The organism is Legionella gresilensis, assembly GCF_900639865.1.
Taxonomy (GTDB): Bacteria; Pseudomonadota; Gammaproteobacteria; order Legionellales; family Legionellaceae; genus Legionella_C; species Legionella_C gresilensis.
The window spans coordinates 231,594-251,943 of record NZ_CAAAHX010000004.1; the positions used below are offsets into that span (position 1 = coordinate 231,594).

The following is a 20,350-nucleotide window of genomic DNA, read 5'->3' on the forward strand; positions in this document are numbered from 1 at the left end:
CTTAAGAAACAGAAAAACCTTCCGCTTTCATCCAAGTATCACTTACAAACTTAGACATGTAATTTCGAATGGAGTCCGGCAGAATTACTAAACATTTCTGGCCTTTACTTAATGTTTTAGCGGCTTGCAAAGCACCCCACATTGCAGCGCCACTTGAGCCACCAATGAGGAGGCCTTCTTCACGAATTAGGCGTCTAGCAGTTATAAAAGAATCTGTATCATTAATTTTAATGTACCCATCGATTAATTTATTATCCAATACTTCAGGAAAAAAATCATAACCTATCCCTTCTACATGATAAGGTTTAACTTCTTGGCCTCCTCCTAAAATTGAACCTATAGGATCAACACCAATAATTTTGATATCTGGATTAAATTCTTTTAAACGCTTAGCAATACCGGTGATTGTTCCCCCAGTACCTACACCTGCAACAACCATATGTAAATCAGTACCAAAATCATCAATAATTTCTTGAGCTGTACCATAATAATGGGCATTAGGATTATAGGGATTGGCATATTGATCTAAAATATGCGCGTTAGGAATTTCTTGTTGTAATTTTTTTGCAAGCGAAATATGACTATCAGGATCATTCCAAGCAGCTTCAGTAGGGGTTCGATAAATCGTTGCGCCTAAGCGTTCTAAAACAAACTGTTTTTCCTGACTCATTTTTTCAGGCATAGTAATAATCACATTATACCCTAAAACAGCGCCTGCTAACGCAATGCCTATTCCCGTATTACCCGAGGTTGGCTCAATTAAAGTATCACCTGGTTTGATGACACCATCACGCTCAGCTTGTTTTACCATTTCATAGCCAATCCGATCTTTAACGGAACCACCTGGATTAAAAAATTCACATTTTACATAAAGCTCGCAGGCAAGTCCTTCGCTGAGTCGATTAATTTTTATTATTGGCGTCTTACCTATCGTTTCAAGAATATTTTGATAAATCATAATTGGACCATGAATAATAAATATAAAAATAGTATAACGGTCAAAAAGATTGCCGCATATTAAAATTAGTAACTTTTATGAATTATTTGTTAAATGTTGTTTTTCTTCTTCTTTAACATAAGCATCAACATCAGGCTTAACCTTTTTTCCATGTTTAGTTACATGCATTTTGGTTAATTCCGCGCCAATAAAAAGGATTTGAGCTGTGTAATAAACCCAAATTAGAATAACAATGAGTGAGCCGGCCGGGCCAAAAGCATTGGCAACATGGCTTTGTCCTAAATAAATACCTAATAACGTCTTACCAATAGTAAATAAAACAGCTGTCCAAAACGCGCCCCAAATAACATCGCGCAGCGTTAATTCTACATCGGGTAGAATTTTAAAAATCATAGCAAATAAAAGAGTAATTACAGCTAACGAAATAGCAAAATTTAAACCCCAGGCAATTAAATCGCCTCCTGGTAATATGTGGCTTAAATAATCACTCATAAAAGTAATTACAACGCTTAAAATCAGTGATACAAGCAATAAGAAAGCGACACCTAATACGATAGTAAATGATAAAAATCTATCTTTTATAATTCCCCATACGCCGCGTCCTGGTTTAGGCTCAACACCCCAAATATAGTTTAAACCCATCTGTATTTGTCCAAATACCCCTGAAGTTGCAATAATTAAAAGAATAATACTTACAATTTGTGCTGTGATGCCAGAGCTAGGCTTACTAGCATTGACAATCATTGTTTGAATTAAATCAGCGCTATCTTTGCCTACTAATGAACGAATTTGATCAATTATTTGTCCTTGGGCTGCATCATGACTATAAACTAAGCCTACTACGGAGGTACAAATAATTAGAAAGGGGGCTAATGCAAATGCAGTATAATAAGCTAGGGCAGCAGCAAATACGGCAATCCGATCTTCACTATAGTTTGCATAGAGATCTTTTAAGTAATCAATATATTTGTTCGATGACATAATCTTCCCTTATAAACTTATTCTTTGAAGTATAGCGTCACCCACTAAGCTTTATAATACGTTGCAAGCTCATTCGGCGAAGTACAGTACTCCTATGTACAATCCTTTGCCTTGTTTCATTTGCGCCTTATTTAAAGCTTAGTGGATGACGTTATAAATGCCGTTATAAAAGCCAGCCGTTTATTTTTTTACATTTGTGTTTTAGCTCATTTTTATACTATTAAGTAGATAGTATAAATTATAGTTTATTCGTAATTTTACATCTGCTAACAGTAGGACTAAACTTTAAAATAAATAATAACAAGGATGATACTATGAAAAAAAATCATTTATTTATAGGGACTTTTTATGCTGCTTTATTTGGCGCGCCACTGTTGCTTGTAGGTTGTGATGCATTACCAAGTCTATGGGGCGATAATAATAGACCTTATTATTCAAATCCTAAGAATATTAATTCTCAGAATAATTATAAATATAATAAGAGAACATCTAGAGTTGAAAGTAATCCAACTTACGGCTCATCAGTTATAAGGACTAGGGCAGCTAACACAACAACAAATGCGGCACAAGCAGCTACATCTAATGATACTAGTAATACTAGCAATTCCAGTGTAAGTTCTGCAGCCATGACAGCGCCTAAGGCAAGTACTACAGCAGGAAGTGCTTTAGATTCGCCAATAGTACCTACAATGACGCCTGCAGTTCAGTAAGCGCTTAACTAGATATAATTTATTTTATAGTGTTTGCTATTAATCAAATACTACAGTAGCTATTAATAACCAGTATAATATCTGAGTTAGGAAAAAAATATTATACTGGTAGACTTTCAGGAAAATAAAACCATAACTGGTATAAACACAATTAAAATTTTTAATAGTAGTAATAATTATGAATGAATTAAAACAAAAAGCTGCAATAGCTGCATTAGATTATATAGAGGACAATAGTATTTTAGGTGTAGGGACAGGTTCTACCGTCAATTTCTTAATAGAGGCACTTGCAAATATTAAACATCGTATTGATGCCTGTGTTGCAAGCTCTAAAGCGACTGAAACTCGCCTTAAAGCTATTGGTATTCCCGTAATTGATTTAAATGTTGCTGGTGAACTACCACTTTATATTGATGGCGCGGATGAAGTAAATAAGCAAAGAGAAACAATAAAAGGTGGAGGTGGCGCTTTAACACGTGAAAAAATTTTAGCAACTGCTGCCGAGCGGTTTATTTGTATTGTTGATGAAGCAAAAGTAGTTTCACAGCTAGGTAAATTTCCAGTTGCGGTTGAAGTATTACCTCTGGCCCGCAGTTTCGTAGCACGCGAAATTGTAGCATTGGGAGGCGATCCGGTTTATCGTGAGGGTTTTATTACCGATAATGGTAATATTATTTTAGATATTTACAATTTAACCATTAATCAACCTCAAACGTTAGAAAAAGCAATTAAAATCATTCCCGGCGTGGTCGAAAATGGGTTATTTGCTCAGCGTTTAGCTGACAAAGTTATTGTTGGTAGCTCAAATGGCGTTACAACCTTCTAAAGCTAAGTCTCATGCTAATTAGCAATATTGAACTATTATTTTTAAGCAAGTGAAAATCAGAAGGACTTCACTTGCGAGTTTCGAAAGAAGTCTAGTACATCAGCTAACTTAACCCTGCTTACTTTTCTTTTAATCTTTTTCCATGAAAACGTAAATGATCTTCGATAAAACTAGCAATGAAATAATAGCTGTGATCATAACCCTCTTGCATCCGTAGATTAAGCGTAACATCAGCCTGCTTACAAGCTTCTTGAAATAGGTTTGGTTTTAACTGTTCTTCTAAAAAAGGATCCTGTTTTCCTTGATCAATTAAAATAACTTGATGAGGCCATCCTCTAGCCATAATTAATTCACAGGCATCATATTCTTGCCAAATTGCTTTATTCGTTCCCAAATAACCGGTGAATGCCTTTTGTCCCCAAGGGGACTGGCTTGGCGCACAGATAGGCGCAAAAGCAGAAACAGAACGATATTGCTCTGGATTTTTTAAAGCCAAGGTAAGTGCGCCATGACCTCCCATCGAATGACCAAAAATTCCACAGGCCTCTTCGTTAAGTGGCGCATAGGCTTGCAAAAGCTTAGGTAATTCCTCCTGAATATAAGTAGCCATGCGATAATATGTTGACCATGGTGTTTGGGTGGCATCAAGATAAAATCCAGCACTAACACCAAAGTCATAATTGTCTTGATCGCCAGGTAAATTAATCCCGCGAGGGCTAGTATCAGGAACAACAAGTGCTAAACCCAGTTCAGCTGCAACTCGTTGCGCTCCTGCTTTGGTAATAAAGTTTTGCTCATTACAGGTTAACCCGGAAAGCCAATATAAGACTGGCACTTGATGTTTAGTCGCTTGAGGCGGCAAGAAAAGTCCAAAACGCATAGTGCATTGCGTGGTTATAGATTGATGAGCATAAACACGCTGCCATCCACCAAAACAAAAATGTTCTTCAATAAGCTCCATAGTCATTAAAATGCAACCTCAATATAAAAATTTAAAAAGTAACTACCGTACGAATTGATTTTCCATGGTGCATTAAATCAAACGCATCATTAATTTGTTCTATAGGCATAACCTGCGTAATTAAATCATCAATATTAATTTTCCCATCCATATACCAATCAACAATTTTAGGTACGTCCGTACGTCCTCGTGCGCCCCCAAATGCTGAACCTTTCCATACTCTACCCGTTACTAATTGAAAGGGTCGAGTGGATATTTCCTGGCCTGCGCCAGCTACGCCAATAATGGTGGAAACACCCCAACCTTTATGACAGCATTCTAAGGCTTGGCGCATTAAAGTCGTGTTTCCAACGCACTCAAAACTATAATCAGCGCCACCTTTAGTAAGCTCAACAAGGTAGGCAACTAAATCTTTATTACCTATTTCTTTAGGATTGACAAAATCAGTCATGCCCATTTTTCTTGCTAGAATCTGACGCTCTGGATTAATATCAACACCAATAATCTGCTCTGCCCCGACTAAGCGTGCTCCTTGAATGACATTAAGTCCAATACCACCTAAGCCAAAAACGACTACTTTAGAACCAGGCGTAACTTTGGCTGTGTAGATTACGGCACCAATACCTGTAGTGACACCGCAGCCGATATAACATACCTTCTCAAAAGGAGCATCCTCACGAATTTTTGCTACAGCTATTTCTGGTAATACTGTGTAGTTAGCAAAGGTTGATGTACCCATGTAATGAAATAATTTTTTACCATTCATACTAAAACGACTGGTTCCATCGGGCATTAACCCTTGTCCTTGAGTGCTACGTATTGCTTGGCAAAGATTTGTTTTTTGAGAAAGACAATATTCACATTGACGGCACTCCGGTGTGTATAAAGGAATAACATGATCACCAGGTTTTACGGAAGTGACGCCTGTGCCTACCTCTACCACAATGCCTGCACCCTCATGGCCTAAGATAGCTGGAAATAGCCCTTCTGGATCATCACCTGACAAAGTAAATAAATCGGTATGACATACGCCTGTTGCCTTAATCTCTACCAGAACTTCACCCGCTTTAGGGCCATCAAGATCAATCATTTCAATAGTTAGCGGTTGTCCTGCTGCATATGCTACAGCTGCTTTTACTTGCATTAATTTATCTCCACTAAATAGATATTTTATTGCTAATTGTATTGAAAAAATAAGAAAATCATAAGATAAACTTTAATTTCTGATTTAAATCTCTAAAAAATGCATTGTTTACCCTTTTACCGTCACTAATTAAGATAAACTAATCACGCATTTATTACCTTATATTGAGTATTAAAATAATTTTTTTAGCTTTGCGCAGGACAAAAAATTAATAGGCAGTCTCCGGTGAAAGCGATTGCTGTAATAGAAGTAGGCTAATAGAAGCAGAAAAGAGGTTATATTTATTGAAAGGATTTATGAGGATATCGCGATGGTGAGAGCAAAAATCTTCTATCTCTACATAATTTACGCACCTGCTAAGGCGCCAAAAAGAGCTACCCTTATAATCTCTAAAAATACATGTTTTTGCGCGTGTTTTACACATCAAGCTGGAAGGCTGGAGACTATTTCAATAAATATATTATTCATTAATTAAACTATCTTATTACTTCTTTAGTACTGCCAATCTGATGCTTTTTGTAGATAGTGAATTTTTCCATCTTCATCTAATTTTCCTGCCGCAATTGCTTTCTGTAGAGTGTAATCCCTATAAAGGCCAGGGTGTTTAGTGAGAATTTCTCTTTCTGGTGTTGCGTCTTGATTAGGTGGCCCTGGTATGGGTTTAGGCGTATGAAAGAAGGTATATTTCCGATTATAATTAATTTCGTCGGTATAAATTGAGTTTTTAACAGAAACTTCATACCCATAATTAAGATACTCTGAATTTTTTATTGACCCATCAGGGCGAGTACTTATATCTATAATGCGCGGATCCCAAGCATCGACTTCCCAGCGAGAAAACTCAATTTCATTCTCTAATTGAATAAGAACTTCAATGTAGACATGGTCGACTTCTTTTGATTTAACAACACGCAGTCTTGCGGTTGCATTATATGCCTCAATTCTCTTACCGATTTCAACTAGAAGATAGTCTGCTAATTCATGACAATTTCCTATACCTGTATATTCAATAAAATCATGTCGATAAATATATGCATGTTCCAGAGAATTCTTTAGAGGGGGACGAGCAATAGTTGAAAAATAATTATTTTCTTTAATTTCACGGTGAAACTTTTGATAACCGCTTTTTTGATTATTGATTGCAATGTGATCTCGTGTATAGAAAATTGCTTGGTTGCATAATTCAACAAATTTTTTTCTAGTTAGAGGCATAAATTAAAACATGATTAAAGGGTGTTTATATATTGTACAATTTTTGGCTTAACAAAATATTAAATATAATTAATTTCGATCAGGTTTTTAGGGCAAGCGAATATTAAAAAATAAGTATGCTAATTAACTTTTTTATAAAGCTTTAAATTTTTAATATGTACTTGCTCTGTTTTTTCAAACGCTTATTCAATTTCTTAATCTTCCCTTAAGGTTTAGACATTATACTCCTAACAACAATTAAAAGGAGTTCTCATGCGAGTGTTAGTTGTTGAGGATAGTACTTTCAATGCGTTTTGTTTAACTCGCTTATTACAAGTGTTGTATACGCAAATCAATGTTACTGTAGTTAATGATAGCTTACAGGCATTAGCTTACTTACAAAACAGTATTCCTACCCTTATCATTTTAGATGGTGATTTAAAAGCATCGGATGGATTAGAATGTAATGGTCCAGCTTTAGCTCATACTATTTGGGCTAATTATAAATATATTCCTATTATTGCTTGGACAAATTCAGAAACTATGCGGCAGGCATTTGCTGATGTTTTCCGCCTGCATAATAAACCTTTTCATGACTATCATTGTTGGCAAAAAATTGTTAGCCCAGAACGTATTGCTCGATCGTTATCTTACTTAATTAGACAAGAACAAAATTTTGCTAAAGAACAGATAAGCGTCGATCATTTATATATTTAAGGTTGGCAGCTTAACTAGGAGAGCACATGAAAGTTAATGTGCTTCATCCCAATTTGTTCCTACACCAATTGAAACCTGTAAAGGTACTACAAGTTCTACAGCATTTTCCATTAAGTGATGAATTTCATTTCTTGCCCATTCTATAGCATCCTGCTGAATTTCAAACACTAATTCATCATGAACTTGCATGATCATACGTACACTGTCAGGATTAGATAGTGATGTTTGCCATTTGAATACTGCAATCATGGCTTTTTTTATAATATCTGCCGCAGTACCTTGCATAGGAGCATTAATAGCCATACGTTCGGCAGCTCTCTGCCTAGCTAAGTTCCGTACATTAATATCAGGTAGATATAAACGACGGCCAAAGATTGTTTCTACATATCCTTGCGTATGTGCTTGCTCGCGTGTTCTTTCCATATAGTCCAAAACACCTGGATAACGCTGAAAATAACGATCCATATAAAATTGGGCGTCTTGCCGATCAATACCTAGTTGCTTGGCTAACCCAAACGCAGACATACCATATATTAACCCAAAGTTAACGGCCTTTGCCCGACGCCTTTGTTCAGAAGTTACATCATCAAGTTTAACTTGAAAGATTTCACTGGCTGTGGCTGTATGAATATCCCAACCACTTGCAAATGCTTTTAAAAGGTTAGGATCCGCTGATAAATGCGCCATAATACGTAGCTCGATTTGTGAATAATCAGCTGCGAGCATGGTATATTGAGGTGGCGCTATAAAAGCGGTACGGATTAAACGGCCTTCCTCACTTCGAATAGGAATATTTTGTAAATTAGGTTCACTGGATGAAAGACGACCTGTTGCTGTAATCGCTTGATTATAACAGGTATGAATACGCATAGTTTCTAGCTTAACTCGTTTAGGTAATGCATCAATATAAGTTGATACAAGTTTGCTTAAGCTACGATACTCTAAAATAATAGCTGGTAGCTTATAATTGTAAGCAAGTTCTTGTAATACAGATTCTGCTGTTGATGGCTGGCCTGTAGGTGTTTTTGCAAGAATTGGTAAATTTAATTCATCAAAAAGAATTTCTTGTAGCTGCTTAGGTGAATTTAAATTAAATATTCGTCCAGCAAGTTCCTTTGCTTCTTGCTCCAAGGTGATTAGCCTAGATTTGAGTCTTTGCCCATGTTTCTCTAAAGTAGGAATATCAATAAGCACGCCTTGTCGTTCCATCTCCGCAAGTACTTGCAATAATGGCATTTCAATATCTTTAAATACCGTATCTAAAGGTGATTCTAATAAGGTATTAAGTTTATTATGAAGCGCTACAATAGTTATAATTTGACTTATTGCATAGGTAGCAGCTTTATTAAGGCTAACATGATTTAGTTGCTGTTGTTTGACCCCTTTTCCTACAACACCTTCATAAGTAATCGTATTGCAACCTAAATATTTTAAGGCTAAGGTATTCAGATCGTGTTGCCCTGTACTATTTAAAACGTAGGAAGCAAGCATAGTATCAAACTGGATACCGGCTAAATGGATGCCATAATTTTTTAAAATATTATAATCATATTTTAAATTGTGCCCAATCTTACTTACTTTTTCATTCTCAAGAATAGATTTTAAAGAATCAAGAGTGGCATGCGGATTTAATTTGATCTCGGGATCCTGATGAAGAAATGGGATATATACATTTTGTTGTTCGTCTAAAGCGAGCGATAAACCTACTATATTTGCATGAATAGAATTTGGATCAGTGGTTTCTGTTTTTATGTAAATTTGTGAACTAGATTGCAATAATTTTATAAAATTATTTAATTCTGCTTCCGTGTTAACGATATTTAAATCTGGCTGGTGGACTTCTTCAGTAGACTCTTGCAATTCTTTAGTTTCTAGTAATTCTTTTAACCAAGATTTAAATTCTAATGCCTGTACCAGAGTAATTAATTTTTCCTTATCTTCTTTTTTAATTTTTAAATCGGTTAATGTTAAAGGTAATTCTACATCTGTTTTTATCGTAACTAATTGCTTTGATAGAGGTAAGAAATCTAAACTTTTACGTAAATATTCTCCTATTTTACCGGTAATAAGATGGGAGTTTGCACATAGGTTATCTAAACTTTCATATTGCTCAAGCCACTTAACGGCTGTCTTAGGTCCACATTTGGTCACGCCAGGTATATTATCAGAGGTATCACCCACTAAGGTTAAGTAATCGATAAACTGCTCGGGCATGACACCAAATTTTTCTTTAATCGCTGCGCTATCCATGACTTGGTTAGTCATAGTATTTATAATAGTTACATGTTCATTAACTAATTGCGCCATATCTTTATCACTGGTGGAAATGATGACCGGCTGACCTTGCTCTGTCGCTAGACGGGATAAAGTCCCAATAACATCGTCAGCTTCAACGCCTTCGATAATTAATAGAGGCAATCCCATAGCGGTTAAAAGCTCAATTAATGGTGCAAATTGTACATATAAGTCAGGTGGCATTGCGATGCGATGCGCTTTATATTCAGGGTATAAGTCATTCCGAAAAGTTTTACCAGGCGCGTCAAAAACCACAGCAACTTGATCACATTGGTGATCTTTAATTAATCGCTTGAGCATGCTAGCTACACCGTAAATAGCGCCTGTTGGCTGACCCTTTGAGTTTGTTAAAGGAGGTAGGGCATGAAAAGCGCGGAAAAAATAAGAAGAACCATCTATTAAAAGCAAAGAACTAGACATTATTCAGTAGCCTCATATTGCTCTAGGCGAGTACTTAGTTCATTTATTTTATCATTAAGTAGACGTAAATTCTTACGCATACTGGCAATACGAGTTACCCCTAATTCTTGTTCAAGAGCTTTCTCTTTAGGCCTTGCCGGATTGCCTAAATACACATTACCAGCTTTAAGGTGCTTTTTAGGTGGAACCCCTGCACGCGCACCGAGTATAACACCGTCGTCAATATGAACATGATCACTAACACCGACGTTGGCTGCAAAAATAACATGATTACCGCTTACTGTACTACCAGCAATACCTGTAAAGGCACATAAAATATTATGTTGGCCAAGCTTAACAGAATGTGCGACTTGAACAAGATTATCTATTTTTGTCCCTAAACCAATAACCGTTGCACCTAAAGTGGCGCGATCAATGACAGTATTTGCACCAATTTCAACATCATTTTCAATAATAACTTTACCCTTATGAGGAACCTTTAAATGGTGACCATTTATAAAGGTATAACCAAATCCATCCGAGCCTACAACACTAGATGCATGGATACATACGCGCTCACCAATTTCCATTTCATCATAAATGGTAACATGAGAATGTAAGGTACTTTTTTGGCCAATTACCACGTTTTTCCCAATACTTACATGGCTTTTTAAAATACACTGATCACCAATTACGGTACCTGATTCAATAGTTACATAAGGACCAATAAAAACATCTTTTCCAAGTTTGACATCAGGAGCAATCATAGCAGTTGGATGCACACTTGCTACAGGCTTAGTATGAGGATAAAAGAAATCTAATAATTGAATAAATGCTTGGAAAGGATGAGCAACCTGAATAATGGGTTTAACTGAATACTTAACTTCGGGGCTAGTAAGGATTGCTACTGCCTCTGATTGCTCAGCTCGTCGTAAATTATCTAAGCCATCAGCAAAAACAAGAGAGCCCGCAGTAATATTTTCAATTGGCGATAAAGAAGATACAATAATATCATCAGCACCAATAACTATACCTTGCACTATATTAGCTATTTCATATAGAGAAATACTCATTAATTAACCTTCTAGTTTGCGCAAATGGATCGATTATAACGCGTTGCGGGATGACTTGCGAACCATGTTTTTAGATTTTTGTTTACTAAATTGGGTATAAGACGATTGAATAATTAACAATGTAATCTTATTTAAGACTACTGTAGTCTTTAAATACCTCGACGTAGTAACAAAGCGACATTAGCGCCTCCAAAAGCAAAATGATTGGATAAGACTATATCAATTAACTTTCTTCTTGAAAAATTAGCAACATAATCTAAATCACAAGCAGGATCTGCTTCAGTTAAATTAATGGTAGGCAGTAAAGTATCGTGTTGTAAACTTAGTGCTGTTGCAATAATTTCCATCGCTCCTGCAGCGCCAATAGCGTGCCCTGTCATTGATTTTTGCGCAGTGATTGGAATCTCATAAGCTCGTTGCCCAAATACATTTTTTATTGTTTCTGTTTCTGTTAAATCATTTAATTGTGTCCCAGTCCCATGAGCATTTATATATTGCACATCATTAATTGATAGTTTGGCATCATCAAGTGCTGCATGGATGGCTCTCACTTGTCCTTGACTACTTGGGGCTGTAACATGATAAGCATCACAGCTTGCTCCAAAGCCAATAATTTCTGCAAAAATTTTAGCGCCTCTCGCTTTAGCATGCTTAAATTCTTCTAAAACTAAAATCCCTGCGCCATCAGCCATTACCATACCGCTGCGATTTTTAGAAAATGGGCTACAAGCGAGCTCTGGTTGCTCATTTTTAACAGACATTACCCGTAACTTACACCAAGCAGCCATAATAGCTTCCCATAATAGTGATTCTGTTCCTCCACATATTGCAGCAGCCATTCGACCTTGTGCAATATGTTGATAAGCACTACCTATTGCTTCTGCTGAAGAAACACACGCATTTGATATTGTAGAATTAGGCCCACCTAAACCAAAGGCAATTGCAATATGATTAGCAATGGAATTAGGCATAGCACGTAAAACACTTAAAGCTGGAATTTTTTTCCAACTTTGATTGAAAAAAAAGTCGTAAGCTGCTGATTCTATTTCTGGGGTACCGCCCAAACTTGTGCCTATGAAAGTACCTGCAGTTTGCAATTCTGTTGGAGTAAGGCCGGCTTGTATAAGGGCATGATAAGCACAATAAAGAGCATACTGAATAGCACGCGGGTAACGCTTATATTTCTCTAAGTTTTCTATTCCTTCTAAAGAAAAATCAGTAATTTCTCCCCCGATTTGTGTAGGATAAGGGCTTGGATCATAACTTTGAATCCGTTTAATACCAGATCTTCCTGCAATGGCTGATTGCCAGAATGGCTGTAAACCATTGCCAATAGAAGATACAATTTCCATCCCCGTGATTACCACCCTTTTTTTCATTCCTTACCCTTAAGCTATTCTTGCAAGATAGAGGTTAGTGGGCTTAGCCAAATTAACAAAGTAAATACTGCTATTTGGACATAACCTATTTTTATTTAGCTCCCATTTAAACGCTTAAGCATTTATTACGGGATAATATCCTTTTAATGACATAGCAGAGAGTTTGTCTTCTGGATGTCAAAATCAAATTAAATTATGTACTTGCTAGATTTTGAAAGCAATACTCAGTAATTGCAATTACTATTCATTTAATATTCATAACTATTATCTAAGAATGAAAAAAGTAAAATCTACAAGTTAGGCAAGAACTTTAATAAAGAAAGGAAGGCAACAGATTTTGTAACTTTACTACACTAATTGCCCAATAATCCTGTTTATCTTTCACTTTAAAATGATACTTTTGATATAATTTTAGGGCTCTTTGATTGCTTGCTTCAACACTTAAATCGATAGTTGTTTTTCCCATACTTAATGCCTCATTGATACAATGTGCTAGTAATTCACTGCCTAATCCTTTTCTTTGATAAGAAGGAAGAACGGCGATATCTGAGAAATGGGCTATATCTGGTTTCCATTGAATATGCGCTTTGCCTATAGGCGTTTTATTCTTTAAAGCCAATAATATAGTGTTGTTTATATCATTTAATAAATAAGTAAAACGCTCAGTCATATTTTGATGGACAGAAAAGCAGGATGCATCAATAGCACATAAGTCCGTTAAGTCGGCTAAAGTTGCTTTACGTATAGATAATCGAGGCTTACTAATTAATAACGATTCCTCACTGTGTCTCATCATATAGTATTCACTATGATGATAATTAAATCCTGATACTTCTAGCCAAGGGAGTATTGCAGATGCTGGAAAGGAAATAATAACGTCATTCATATTCTTTTGTTTAAGCAATGACATAATTTGAGTGAAAAGCTTGGTTGCTATGCCTTGATTGCGATGGGCAGGATCAATGAGTAAGCTTGCCTCACAAGCATGCTCATAAAAAAAATATAAGGCTAAAAATCCAATTAATTTATCGTTTTCATATAAAAGAACATTACTTTCAGTTTCTCTTTTTTTTATTAAAATATCGTGATATAGCGTTGGCAAACCACCATCTTGAATTGCGCAAAGCGCAGCTAATTTACTAACGTGGTCTAACTGGGTTGTACTTAGCTGACTATTACGTTTAAGCATAACAACTCTTAATACAATTTAATAAAATTTAGCCTATTTATCGAGATCACGTATAAATTACTTAATTGTTTACGGATATCGGCCACTTAGCGCCATAAAAGAGACTTCGTCTCTTTCATGGCGAACTCACGTTAATTATATTTTCTTATTCAAAGATTAGGGGAAGATAATTATAATTTCCAGAAAAAACAGTATTTAATTTAAAAATGAAAATTAAGTACTGCAAAAATAATCTCAATTGTAATAAGTATGATAATAATAATTTCAAGGTTATGAGAGTGGCGATTTTCTAGATAACTATTAAACATCTCAAAAATCTCATTAAGAGTATCTAAGCGATGATTAATAGCATTAACCCGGCGCTGAATATGTAAATAACGCTCAAGCATTGTATAATATTCTTCTAAGGTAGGGTGTTGCCAGAAATATTTAGGATGATATAAAAAGTTACTAATTAAGTTCATTTCACTTTTAGCACCTAGAATCTCGCCAATAATTTGCCGAATTTGCATACGTGGTATTTGCATCTGTCCTGTTGTGGATAGTGCTTGAATGACGGGCGAATATTTTTCAATTAATGCTTCAATAATGGTTTCAAAATATTGTAATTTTACTGACTGTGAAAAGCCGTAAGATAAACTTAATTTAAGCTCATCACTATCCATATCTGCATCAAGAGAAATACAATCGACATCAAAAAAGCCGTGAGGCTCAATAGATGTTTTATCACTTACTCTATAGGTAAATTCATCTCGTACCAAAACAGAAATTGGCCTGATTGCAAATTGACGAATCTTATCAAGATAAGGGTCGACTTGATAACGTTTAATTCCCCATGTAACTACTGTACCATTTTTAAAAGCGAAAATGGTTGAATTAGGTAGTTTGACTGGAGAAATTCTTAAAACATCTCGTGATTTAGTCGTCGGATAATAATTTGCTGAAGATTTAAAATAATGATCGAGACGAGTTAAATCAATTGAATTGGCAATGCAATAACTTAAGCACTCCATAACGGCAAAAACCTTACACAATTTGACTCCTGATAAATACTTATTTATCAGGAGTAATTTAAACTATCAAAATTATAGCTTAATTTATAATTAACTACACGCTTTCTTCTTCTCTTACAGAAAAGGCCTTTTTTCTGTCGGTGGCACCGCTTAACCACTGAGGACAAACTTCAAGTACTTCAGCGATCTTATTTAACTGCTCGGAAGAAGGCAAGATTTGGCCAAAAATCATGCCATTAGCAAGATGGCGAGTTACACCAAAAACTTTGGCAACGGCTTTTGTCTTTTCTGATATTTCTTCCGGAAAACCTAATAAAGATAACTCCCGATTAAATCGTTGCGAGAACACTTTAGTATTCATTATTTCGCTCCCTGAAATTAATTAATGATTACATCTACACCGGGTTAATCCTAAACCGCCAATCCTTGACGTAAGTAAAACTGTTATAACTTATTTTTTTTTTTTAGAAAAGGGTTTTCATTAGGTGTCAGTAAATATTTATTTATAGACGAAGAATAGAGAAAGCTACAAATTTACCATTTAGACTATTAATTGGCGGTATAATTGGTTGATTAGACCTCTCTCGCAGTAGAATTTCGAAAGAAGTCTATTATAGTCGCCACAATAAAGATTTATTATTCTTGGAGTTGCGAGCTGAAATAATTTAGATCAAGCTCCCTAGCGGCTTTAACATCATCTAAACGCATAACTGATAATTTAGTGGGCGCTTGTTTTAGCAGTTCCGGTTGCTCTTCCGCTTCCCTACGAATTGATCCCATGCTAGCAACAAACGCATCTAGCTCTTCTTTAGATTCTGTTTCTGTTGGCTCAATGAGTAAGCATTCAGGTACAAGCAAAGGAAAGTAAGTAGTTGGTGCATGGAACCTATAATCTAATAAGCGTTTTGCTAAATCCATTGCAGTAATATTAAAAAGCTTTTTCTCTTGGCTTAAAGTTAATACAAATTCATGGCTAGCTCGTCTTTGAGGATAAGCTGGGTTAAAGCCTACTTTGGTTAATGCTGCTAATAAATAATTAGCATTTAAAGTCGCAAATTCTGATACGCGTAATAATCCTTCTTTACCTAAAAGTCGAATATAAAAATAGGCACGTAGTAAAATACCTGCATTACCCATAAAACAAGATAATCTACCAATACTTTGAGGATAATCTGCTTTAGTAGCCCATCGATAAGTTTCATTTTCCTTGATAACGACGGGTTGCGGTAGATAAGGTAATAAGCGTTTACTTACCGCGACAGGCCCAGCTCCGGGGCCGCCACTTCCATGAGGGGTTGCGAAGGTTTTATGTAAATTTAAATGCATGACGTCAAAGCCCATGTCTCCTGGACGCACACGCCCTAAAATAGCGTTTAAATTAGCACCGTCATAATAAAGTAAACCACCCGCCTGATGGACAATCGCGGCAATTTCGGTGATTTGCCGCATAAATAGACCTAAGGTTGATGGGTTTGTTAGCATAATCCCAGCAGTTTTAGGGCCAACTTTCGCTTTTAATTGCTCTAAATCAATATCACCATCTTTAGCAGTAGAAATTTCAACAATTTTAAAGCCGCACATAACAGCTGAGGCCGGATTAGTACCATGCGCTGCGTCAGGAATAATCATTTCATTACGCTGAGTATCGCCTCGGGATTGATGGTATGCCTTAATCATAGCAACACCGGCAAACTCGCCTTGTGAGCCTGCCATCGGTGTTAAAGAAACACCACTCATGCCGGTAATTTCAAGTAAATAAGATTGCAATTGATGAATAATTTCTAAATAACCTTGGCTATCTTTTTCTGGCGCTAAGGGATGACGATTCACAAATCCTGCAATAGAGGCGGCTTTATGCACCCCACGTGGATTATATTTCATTGTACAGGAGCCCAGAGGAATAAAGGTTGTATCAATGGCATAATTTTTTTGTGATAAGCCAGTATAATGACGTACAACCTGCAATTCAGAACAACTTGGTAGCCGGGGAGGTATTTTACGTAAAAACTGCTCTGGTATACTCAGCGGTTCTGTGTTAGGCCTCGGAGCTTGGCTTATTGCTTGTCGCCCAGCCTGAGAACGTTCGAATATCAACATAATATACTCTCCGCTTCCTCAATAAATGGTTTTAAGCTTTCGCAATACATCACAGGCGAAAATTCTAAAAATTCATAATCAGCGATTTCAGCTAAATAATAGGGGTCTTTCTTAAACACAGACTCAAGGTATTCTTTATTATTGCTTGCAGCAATAATAATACCGCCTACACGAGGTTTCATTGGCCCAGAGGCAATTAGCAAGCCTTGCTTATAATAATAATCTAGGAATTCACGGTGCGCTTGAAGATATTTATCAACTTCAGTTAAGGACGTTTTATAAGTTAATTGAATAATAAACATACAGCCTCACTTTAAAATGCTTTTTAATTCATCGATATAAAAATTAATCTCTTGTTCTGTACGCATTTCTGTGGCACAAACAAGTAAAGTATTATTAAGTTCAGGATAATGCGCTTGTATAGGATAGCCACCATCAATACCACGCGCTTTTAATTTATCCAAAATATTTTCTACTGGCGTTTCAAATTGCAGTAATACTTCATGAAAATAAGGGGCTGTAAAAGTTTGCTTAACGCCTTTTATTTGGGTAAGTCCTTTTACTAATTTTAGGGTATTTTTATGACATTGTTCTGCAACTTGCTGCAGGCCAGCTGGGCCAAGTAAGCTCATGTGAATTGTAGCTGCCGTTACTAATAGGCCTTGGTTTGTACAAATATTAGAAGTAGCTTTTGCACGGCGAATATGTTGTTCTCTAGCTTGTAAAGTTAAACTAAAGCCTGTATTACCTTCTTTATCTACTGTTTTACCAATTAAACGTCCTGGCAGCTGTCGTACATGTTCAAGACGTGTGCTAAAAAAGCCAAAATAAGGTCCGCCAGAAGCCATAGGTGCGCCTAAAGGCTGTCCTTCACCACAAACTATATCAACGCCATGTGAGCCCCATTGGCCAGGTGGTTTTAAAAGGCCTAATGAAATAGGATTAACGCAGGCAATGGAAATAGCTTTATTATTTGCTGCCCAGGCAGTTAATTCATCAACAGGCTCAAGACAGCCGAAAAAGTTTGGCTGCACAATAACTAAGGCTGTAATATCCTGATTAGTATATTTATCCACGTCAGCTAAAGTTGTAGTGCCGGTTTTACAATCGAAAGGTAAGTTAATAATTTCAATATGTTGGTTGCGGGCAACTGTTTCAATTGTCGCTCGATAAAAGGGATGTAAGGTTCCTGCAACTAAAACACGATTGGTTTTGCTATGTTTGTTAAGTCTTATAGCCATTAAAATGGCTTCAGCTACTGCTGTTGCGCCGTCATATAGGGAAGCATTCGCTACTTCCATGTCTGTCAATTCAGCAATCATCGTTTGAAATTCATAAAGCAGCTGCAAGGTACCTTGACTTGCTTCAGCTTGATAAGGCGTATAGGCAGTTAGAAATTCGCCTCTACTTGCAATATCCCATACTGCTGCCGGAATATGATGGTCATAAGAGCCGGCGCCTAAAAAGCAAATACCGTTATTGTTCGCCTGAGCTAAATGAGATGCTTCTTGAAGCATTTGCATCTCAGTGATACCAACGGGAATATCTTTGAACCCTTGAAAGTGGAGTTGTTTCGGTATTTCATCAAATAATTCATCGGTACTAGACACACCAATGGTTTCTAGCATTCGTTTGACATCTTCTTTTGTATGGGGAATGTAAGGCATAACTAATCTTCCTCAGCGATCTCAGTTTCGTATTGGTCTGCATCAAGTAAGTCACTCAAATCACTATTTTCATTTAAACGAAGTTTTACTAACCAACCAGCGCCATGAGGATCAGTATTTACCAGAGCTGGATCATTAACAATAGCTTGGTTAACTTCAATAACGGTTCCACTAACTGGCGCATAAAAATCCGATGCAGCTTTAACAGATTCTACCACACCTAGCTCGTCACCAGCGCTAACTTCTTCACCTTCTTTGGGAAGATCAATAAAGACTAAATCGCCTAGAAGTGTTTGTGCATGATCGGTAATACCTATTAAGGCTTCATTGCCATCAATTTGGACCCATTCATGTGTGCGCGTAAATTTTAAATCTGACATCAACCTATCCCCTTAATTATAGAATTTAATTAGTATTAATTTTAGCTTGATATAGGCTTACCATTTCGAATAAATCTAGGTTTAGTTACTTGAGCTGAAATCTGTTTCCCTCGAATATCTACAAAGGCTTCGTGTCGAGTTTCTATCGGTACCCGAGCAAGGGCAATGGATTTTCCTAATGTTGGTGAATAAGTACCGCTAGTTATGATGCCTTCATGAGGTGAATCAGGAATTATTACCCGTTGACCTGTTCGCATGATCCCTTTTTCATTAGTAACTAGGCCAACAAATTTACGTTTTATACCCTGTTGTTTTTGAAACAATAAAGCGCCCATGCCAATAAAGTCTCGATCTTCTGGCTGCCATTTAACAGTCCAAGCTAGACCTGACTCCAGTGGTGTTGTAGTCTCATCCATATCCTGGTCATATAAAAGCATGCCTGCTTCAAGTCTTAATGTATCTCGAGCACCTAGGCCACATGGCTTAACGCCAACGTTTAATAAATCAGACCATAATTGATTAATTTCAGACGCAAGAACAATAATTTCTAGACCGTCTTCGCCTGTATAACCTGTCCTAGCAAAAAAAGAGTTATCGACATCAACACATTCAAAGTGCGTGAGTGTTGAAACGGCGTCACTTTGCGCAGGACTTAAGATACTCATCGTTTTAGCTATTGCTTCAGGCCCTTGTACCGCAAGCATAGCTAGCTCTGTACGTTCTTGTAATCCTACCGCAAAGCCTTCACTTTTCTTACGAATCCAGGCGAGATCTCTTTCTCGAGTTGCAGAATTAAGCACGATTCGGTAATTATCTGGGGCACGTTGATAAGCAATAAGATCATCAATAATGCCTCCATGTTCATTACACATACAGCTATATAAAGCGCGGCCACTATGCTCTAATTGGTCGACATCATTAGTTAGCAGTTTGCGCAGAAATTGTCGTCCGCCGGCGCCTAAAATATCAATAATTGTCATGTGTGAGACATCAAACATGCCTGCATCAGTACGAACAATATGGTGCTCTTCTAATTGGGAACCATAATGTAAGGGCATTTCCCAGCCATGAAAATTAACCATTCTAGCCCCCGAATCTAAGTGGCTAGCATGCAATGGTGTTTTTGCAATCATTTACTCCCTCGCTCCATACAACTTTTTATATTGATTATACCTTGATAGGTGCTTACTACAAGTGCAACATATTACCTAGGTTAAATCATCAATCTAATAACCTATGTTATAAGTTATTTAAGAGGTCTAATAAGTGCTCATATATAAATGAGCTGAATTATATAATTTGGGTGGTAGTTCATTTTGAATAAGCCAACAAGTATTTACATTAAATTCCATTTATAGAAGCAATGGTTG

19 protein-coding genes are annotated in these 20,350 nt (G+C 36.6%); 3 read left to right on the plus strand and 16 right to left on the minus strand.

All coding sequences use genetic code 11. The features are described 5' to 3' along the window. Position 1: 1 nt before the first annotated feature. Complete coding sequence (locus E1P04_RS06410; RefSeq protein ID WP_131782089.1) at positions 2-958, minus strand: pyridoxal-phosphate dependent enzyme; 957 nt, start codon at positions 956-958, stop codon at positions 2-4. 75 nt (positions 959-1,033) lie between these two features. Next, a complete protein-coding gene (locus E1P04_RS06415; RefSeq protein WP_131782090.1) occupies positions 1,034-1,939 on the minus strand; it encodes a YihY/virulence factor BrkB family protein in 906 nt (301 codons plus the stop codon). Positions 1,940-2,253: 314 nt separating this feature from the next. Here E1P04_RS06415 and E1P04_RS06420 point away from each other — a divergent pair, with 314 nt between their 5' ends. Beyond that, the gene (locus E1P04_RS06420; RefSeq protein WP_131782091.1) at positions 2,254-2,649 is read left to right on the plus strand and encodes a hypothetical protein; all 396 of its coding nucleotides are present in this window, start codon (positions 2,254-2,256) and stop codon (positions 2,647-2,649) included. 178 nt (positions 2,650-2,827) lie between these two features. After that, positions 2,828-3,475, plus strand: coding sequence for a ribose-5-phosphate isomerase RpiA (rpiA, locus tag E1P04_RS06425; protein ID WP_131782092.1), 648 nt, complete (start codon positions 2,828-2,830; stop codon positions 3,473-3,475). 118 nt (positions 3,476-3,593) lie between these two features. Here rpiA and fghA read toward each other — a convergent pair whose 3' ends face one another. From fghA to E1P04_RS06440, 3 genes are all read right to left on the minus strand, one after another. Next, positions 3,594-4,442: an S-formylglutathione hydrolase gene (gene fghA / locus E1P04_RS06430; RefSeq protein ID WP_131782093.1), complete on the minus strand. Its 849-nt coding sequence runs from the start codon at positions 4,440-4,442 to the stop codon at positions 3,594-3,596. 25 nt (positions 4,443-4,467) lie between these two features. Next, on the minus strand, positions 4,468-5,580 hold the full coding sequence (locus tag E1P04_RS06435; protein WP_131782094.1) for an S-(hydroxymethyl)glutathione dehydrogenase/class III alcohol dehydrogenase: 1,113 nt from the start codon (positions 5,578-5,580) through the stop codon (positions 4,468-4,470). A 492-nt stretch (positions 5,581-6,072) separates the two neighbouring features. Next, a complete protein-coding gene (locus E1P04_RS06440; RefSeq protein ID WP_131782095.1) occupies positions 6,073-6,792 on the minus strand; it encodes a hypothetical protein in 720 nt (239 codons plus the stop codon). A gap of 252 nt (positions 6,793-7,044) precedes the next feature. Here E1P04_RS06440 and E1P04_RS06445 point away from each other — a divergent pair, with 252 nt between their 5' ends. Continuing rightward, the gene (locus tag E1P04_RS06445) at positions 7,045-7,488 is read left to right on the plus strand and encodes a response regulator (RefSeq protein WP_131782096.1); all 444 of its coding nucleotides are present in this window, start codon (positions 7,045-7,047) and stop codon (positions 7,486-7,488) included. A gap of 33 nt (positions 7,489-7,521) precedes the next feature. Here the strand turns inward: E1P04_RS06445 and polA are convergent, their stop codons facing one another. The 11 genes from polA to gcvT all read right to left on the minus strand — a co-directional run bounded on the left by polA (position 7,522) and on the right by gcvT (position 20,113). Continuing rightward, positions 7,522-10,203 (minus strand): DNA polymerase I, encoded by a 2,682-nt coding sequence (gene polA, locus E1P04_RS06450; RefSeq protein ID WP_131782097.1) that lies wholly within the window; start codon positions 10,201-10,203, stop codon positions 7,522-7,524. Next, on the minus strand, positions 10,203-11,255 hold the full coding sequence (gene lpxD / locus E1P04_RS06455; RefSeq protein WP_131782098.1) for a UDP-3-O-(3-hydroxymyristoyl)glucosamine N-acyltransferase: 1,053 nt from the start codon (positions 11,253-11,255) through the stop codon (positions 10,203-10,205). Before lpxD ends, polA begins: the two co-directional genes overlap by 1 nt. Before the next feature lie 149 nt (positions 11,256-11,404). Beyond that, complete coding sequence (locus E1P04_RS06460) at positions 11,405-12,634, minus strand: beta-ketoacyl-[acyl-carrier-protein] synthase family protein (protein WP_131782099.1); 1,230 nt, start codon at positions 12,632-12,634, stop codon at positions 11,405-11,407. A gap of 310 nt (positions 12,635-12,944) precedes the next feature. Continuing rightward, positions 12,945-13,823 (minus strand): GNAT family N-acetyltransferase, encoded by an 879-nt coding sequence (locus tag E1P04_RS06465; protein ID WP_131782100.1) that lies wholly within the window; start codon positions 13,821-13,823, stop codon positions 12,945-12,947. A gap of 200 nt (positions 13,824-14,023) precedes the next feature. Continuing rightward, positions 14,024-14,857, minus strand: a complete 834-nt coding sequence (locus E1P04_RS06470; protein WP_242604396.1) for an RMD1 family protein — start codon at positions 14,855-14,857, stop codon at positions 14,024-14,026. Between the two features lie 73 nt (positions 14,858-14,930). After that, the gene (locus E1P04_RS06475; RefSeq protein ID WP_115329625.1) at positions 14,931-15,197 is read right to left on the minus strand and encodes a hypothetical protein; all 267 of its coding nucleotides are present in this window, start codon (positions 15,195-15,197) and stop codon (positions 14,931-14,933) included. Between the two features lie 275 nt (positions 15,198-15,472). Continuing rightward, positions 15,473-16,933 carry an aminomethyl-transferring glycine dehydrogenase subunit GcvPB gene (gene gcvPB, locus E1P04_RS06480; RefSeq protein ID WP_131782101.1) on the minus strand — a complete coding sequence of 487 codons (1,461 nt, stop codon included), beginning with the start codon at positions 16,931-16,933 and terminating at the stop codon, positions 15,473-15,475. Then, positions 16,927-17,235, minus strand: a complete 309-nt coding sequence (locus tag E1P04_RS06485; protein WP_131782102.1) for a YciI family protein — start codon at positions 17,233-17,235, stop codon at positions 16,927-16,929. Before E1P04_RS06485 ends, gcvPB begins: the two co-directional genes overlap by 7 nt. A gap of 6 nt (positions 17,236-17,241) precedes the next feature. After that, positions 17,242-18,600 (minus strand): aminomethyl-transferring glycine dehydrogenase subunit GcvPA, encoded by a 1,359-nt coding sequence (gene gcvPA / locus E1P04_RS06490; RefSeq protein WP_131782103.1) that lies wholly within the window; start codon positions 18,598-18,600, stop codon positions 17,242-17,244. Positions 18,601-18,602: 2 nt separating this feature from the next. Beyond that, complete coding sequence (gene gcvH, locus E1P04_RS06495) at positions 18,603-18,980, minus strand: glycine cleavage system protein GcvH (protein WP_131782104.1); 378 nt, start codon at positions 18,978-18,980, stop codon at positions 18,603-18,605. A 41-nt stretch (positions 18,981-19,021) separates the two neighbouring features. Next, complete coding sequence (gcvT, locus tag E1P04_RS06500) at positions 19,022-20,113, minus strand: glycine cleavage system aminomethyltransferase GcvT (RefSeq protein ID WP_131782105.1); 1,092 nt, start codon at positions 20,111-20,113, stop codon at positions 19,022-19,024. Between the last annotated feature and the right edge of the window lie 237 nt (positions 20,114-20,350).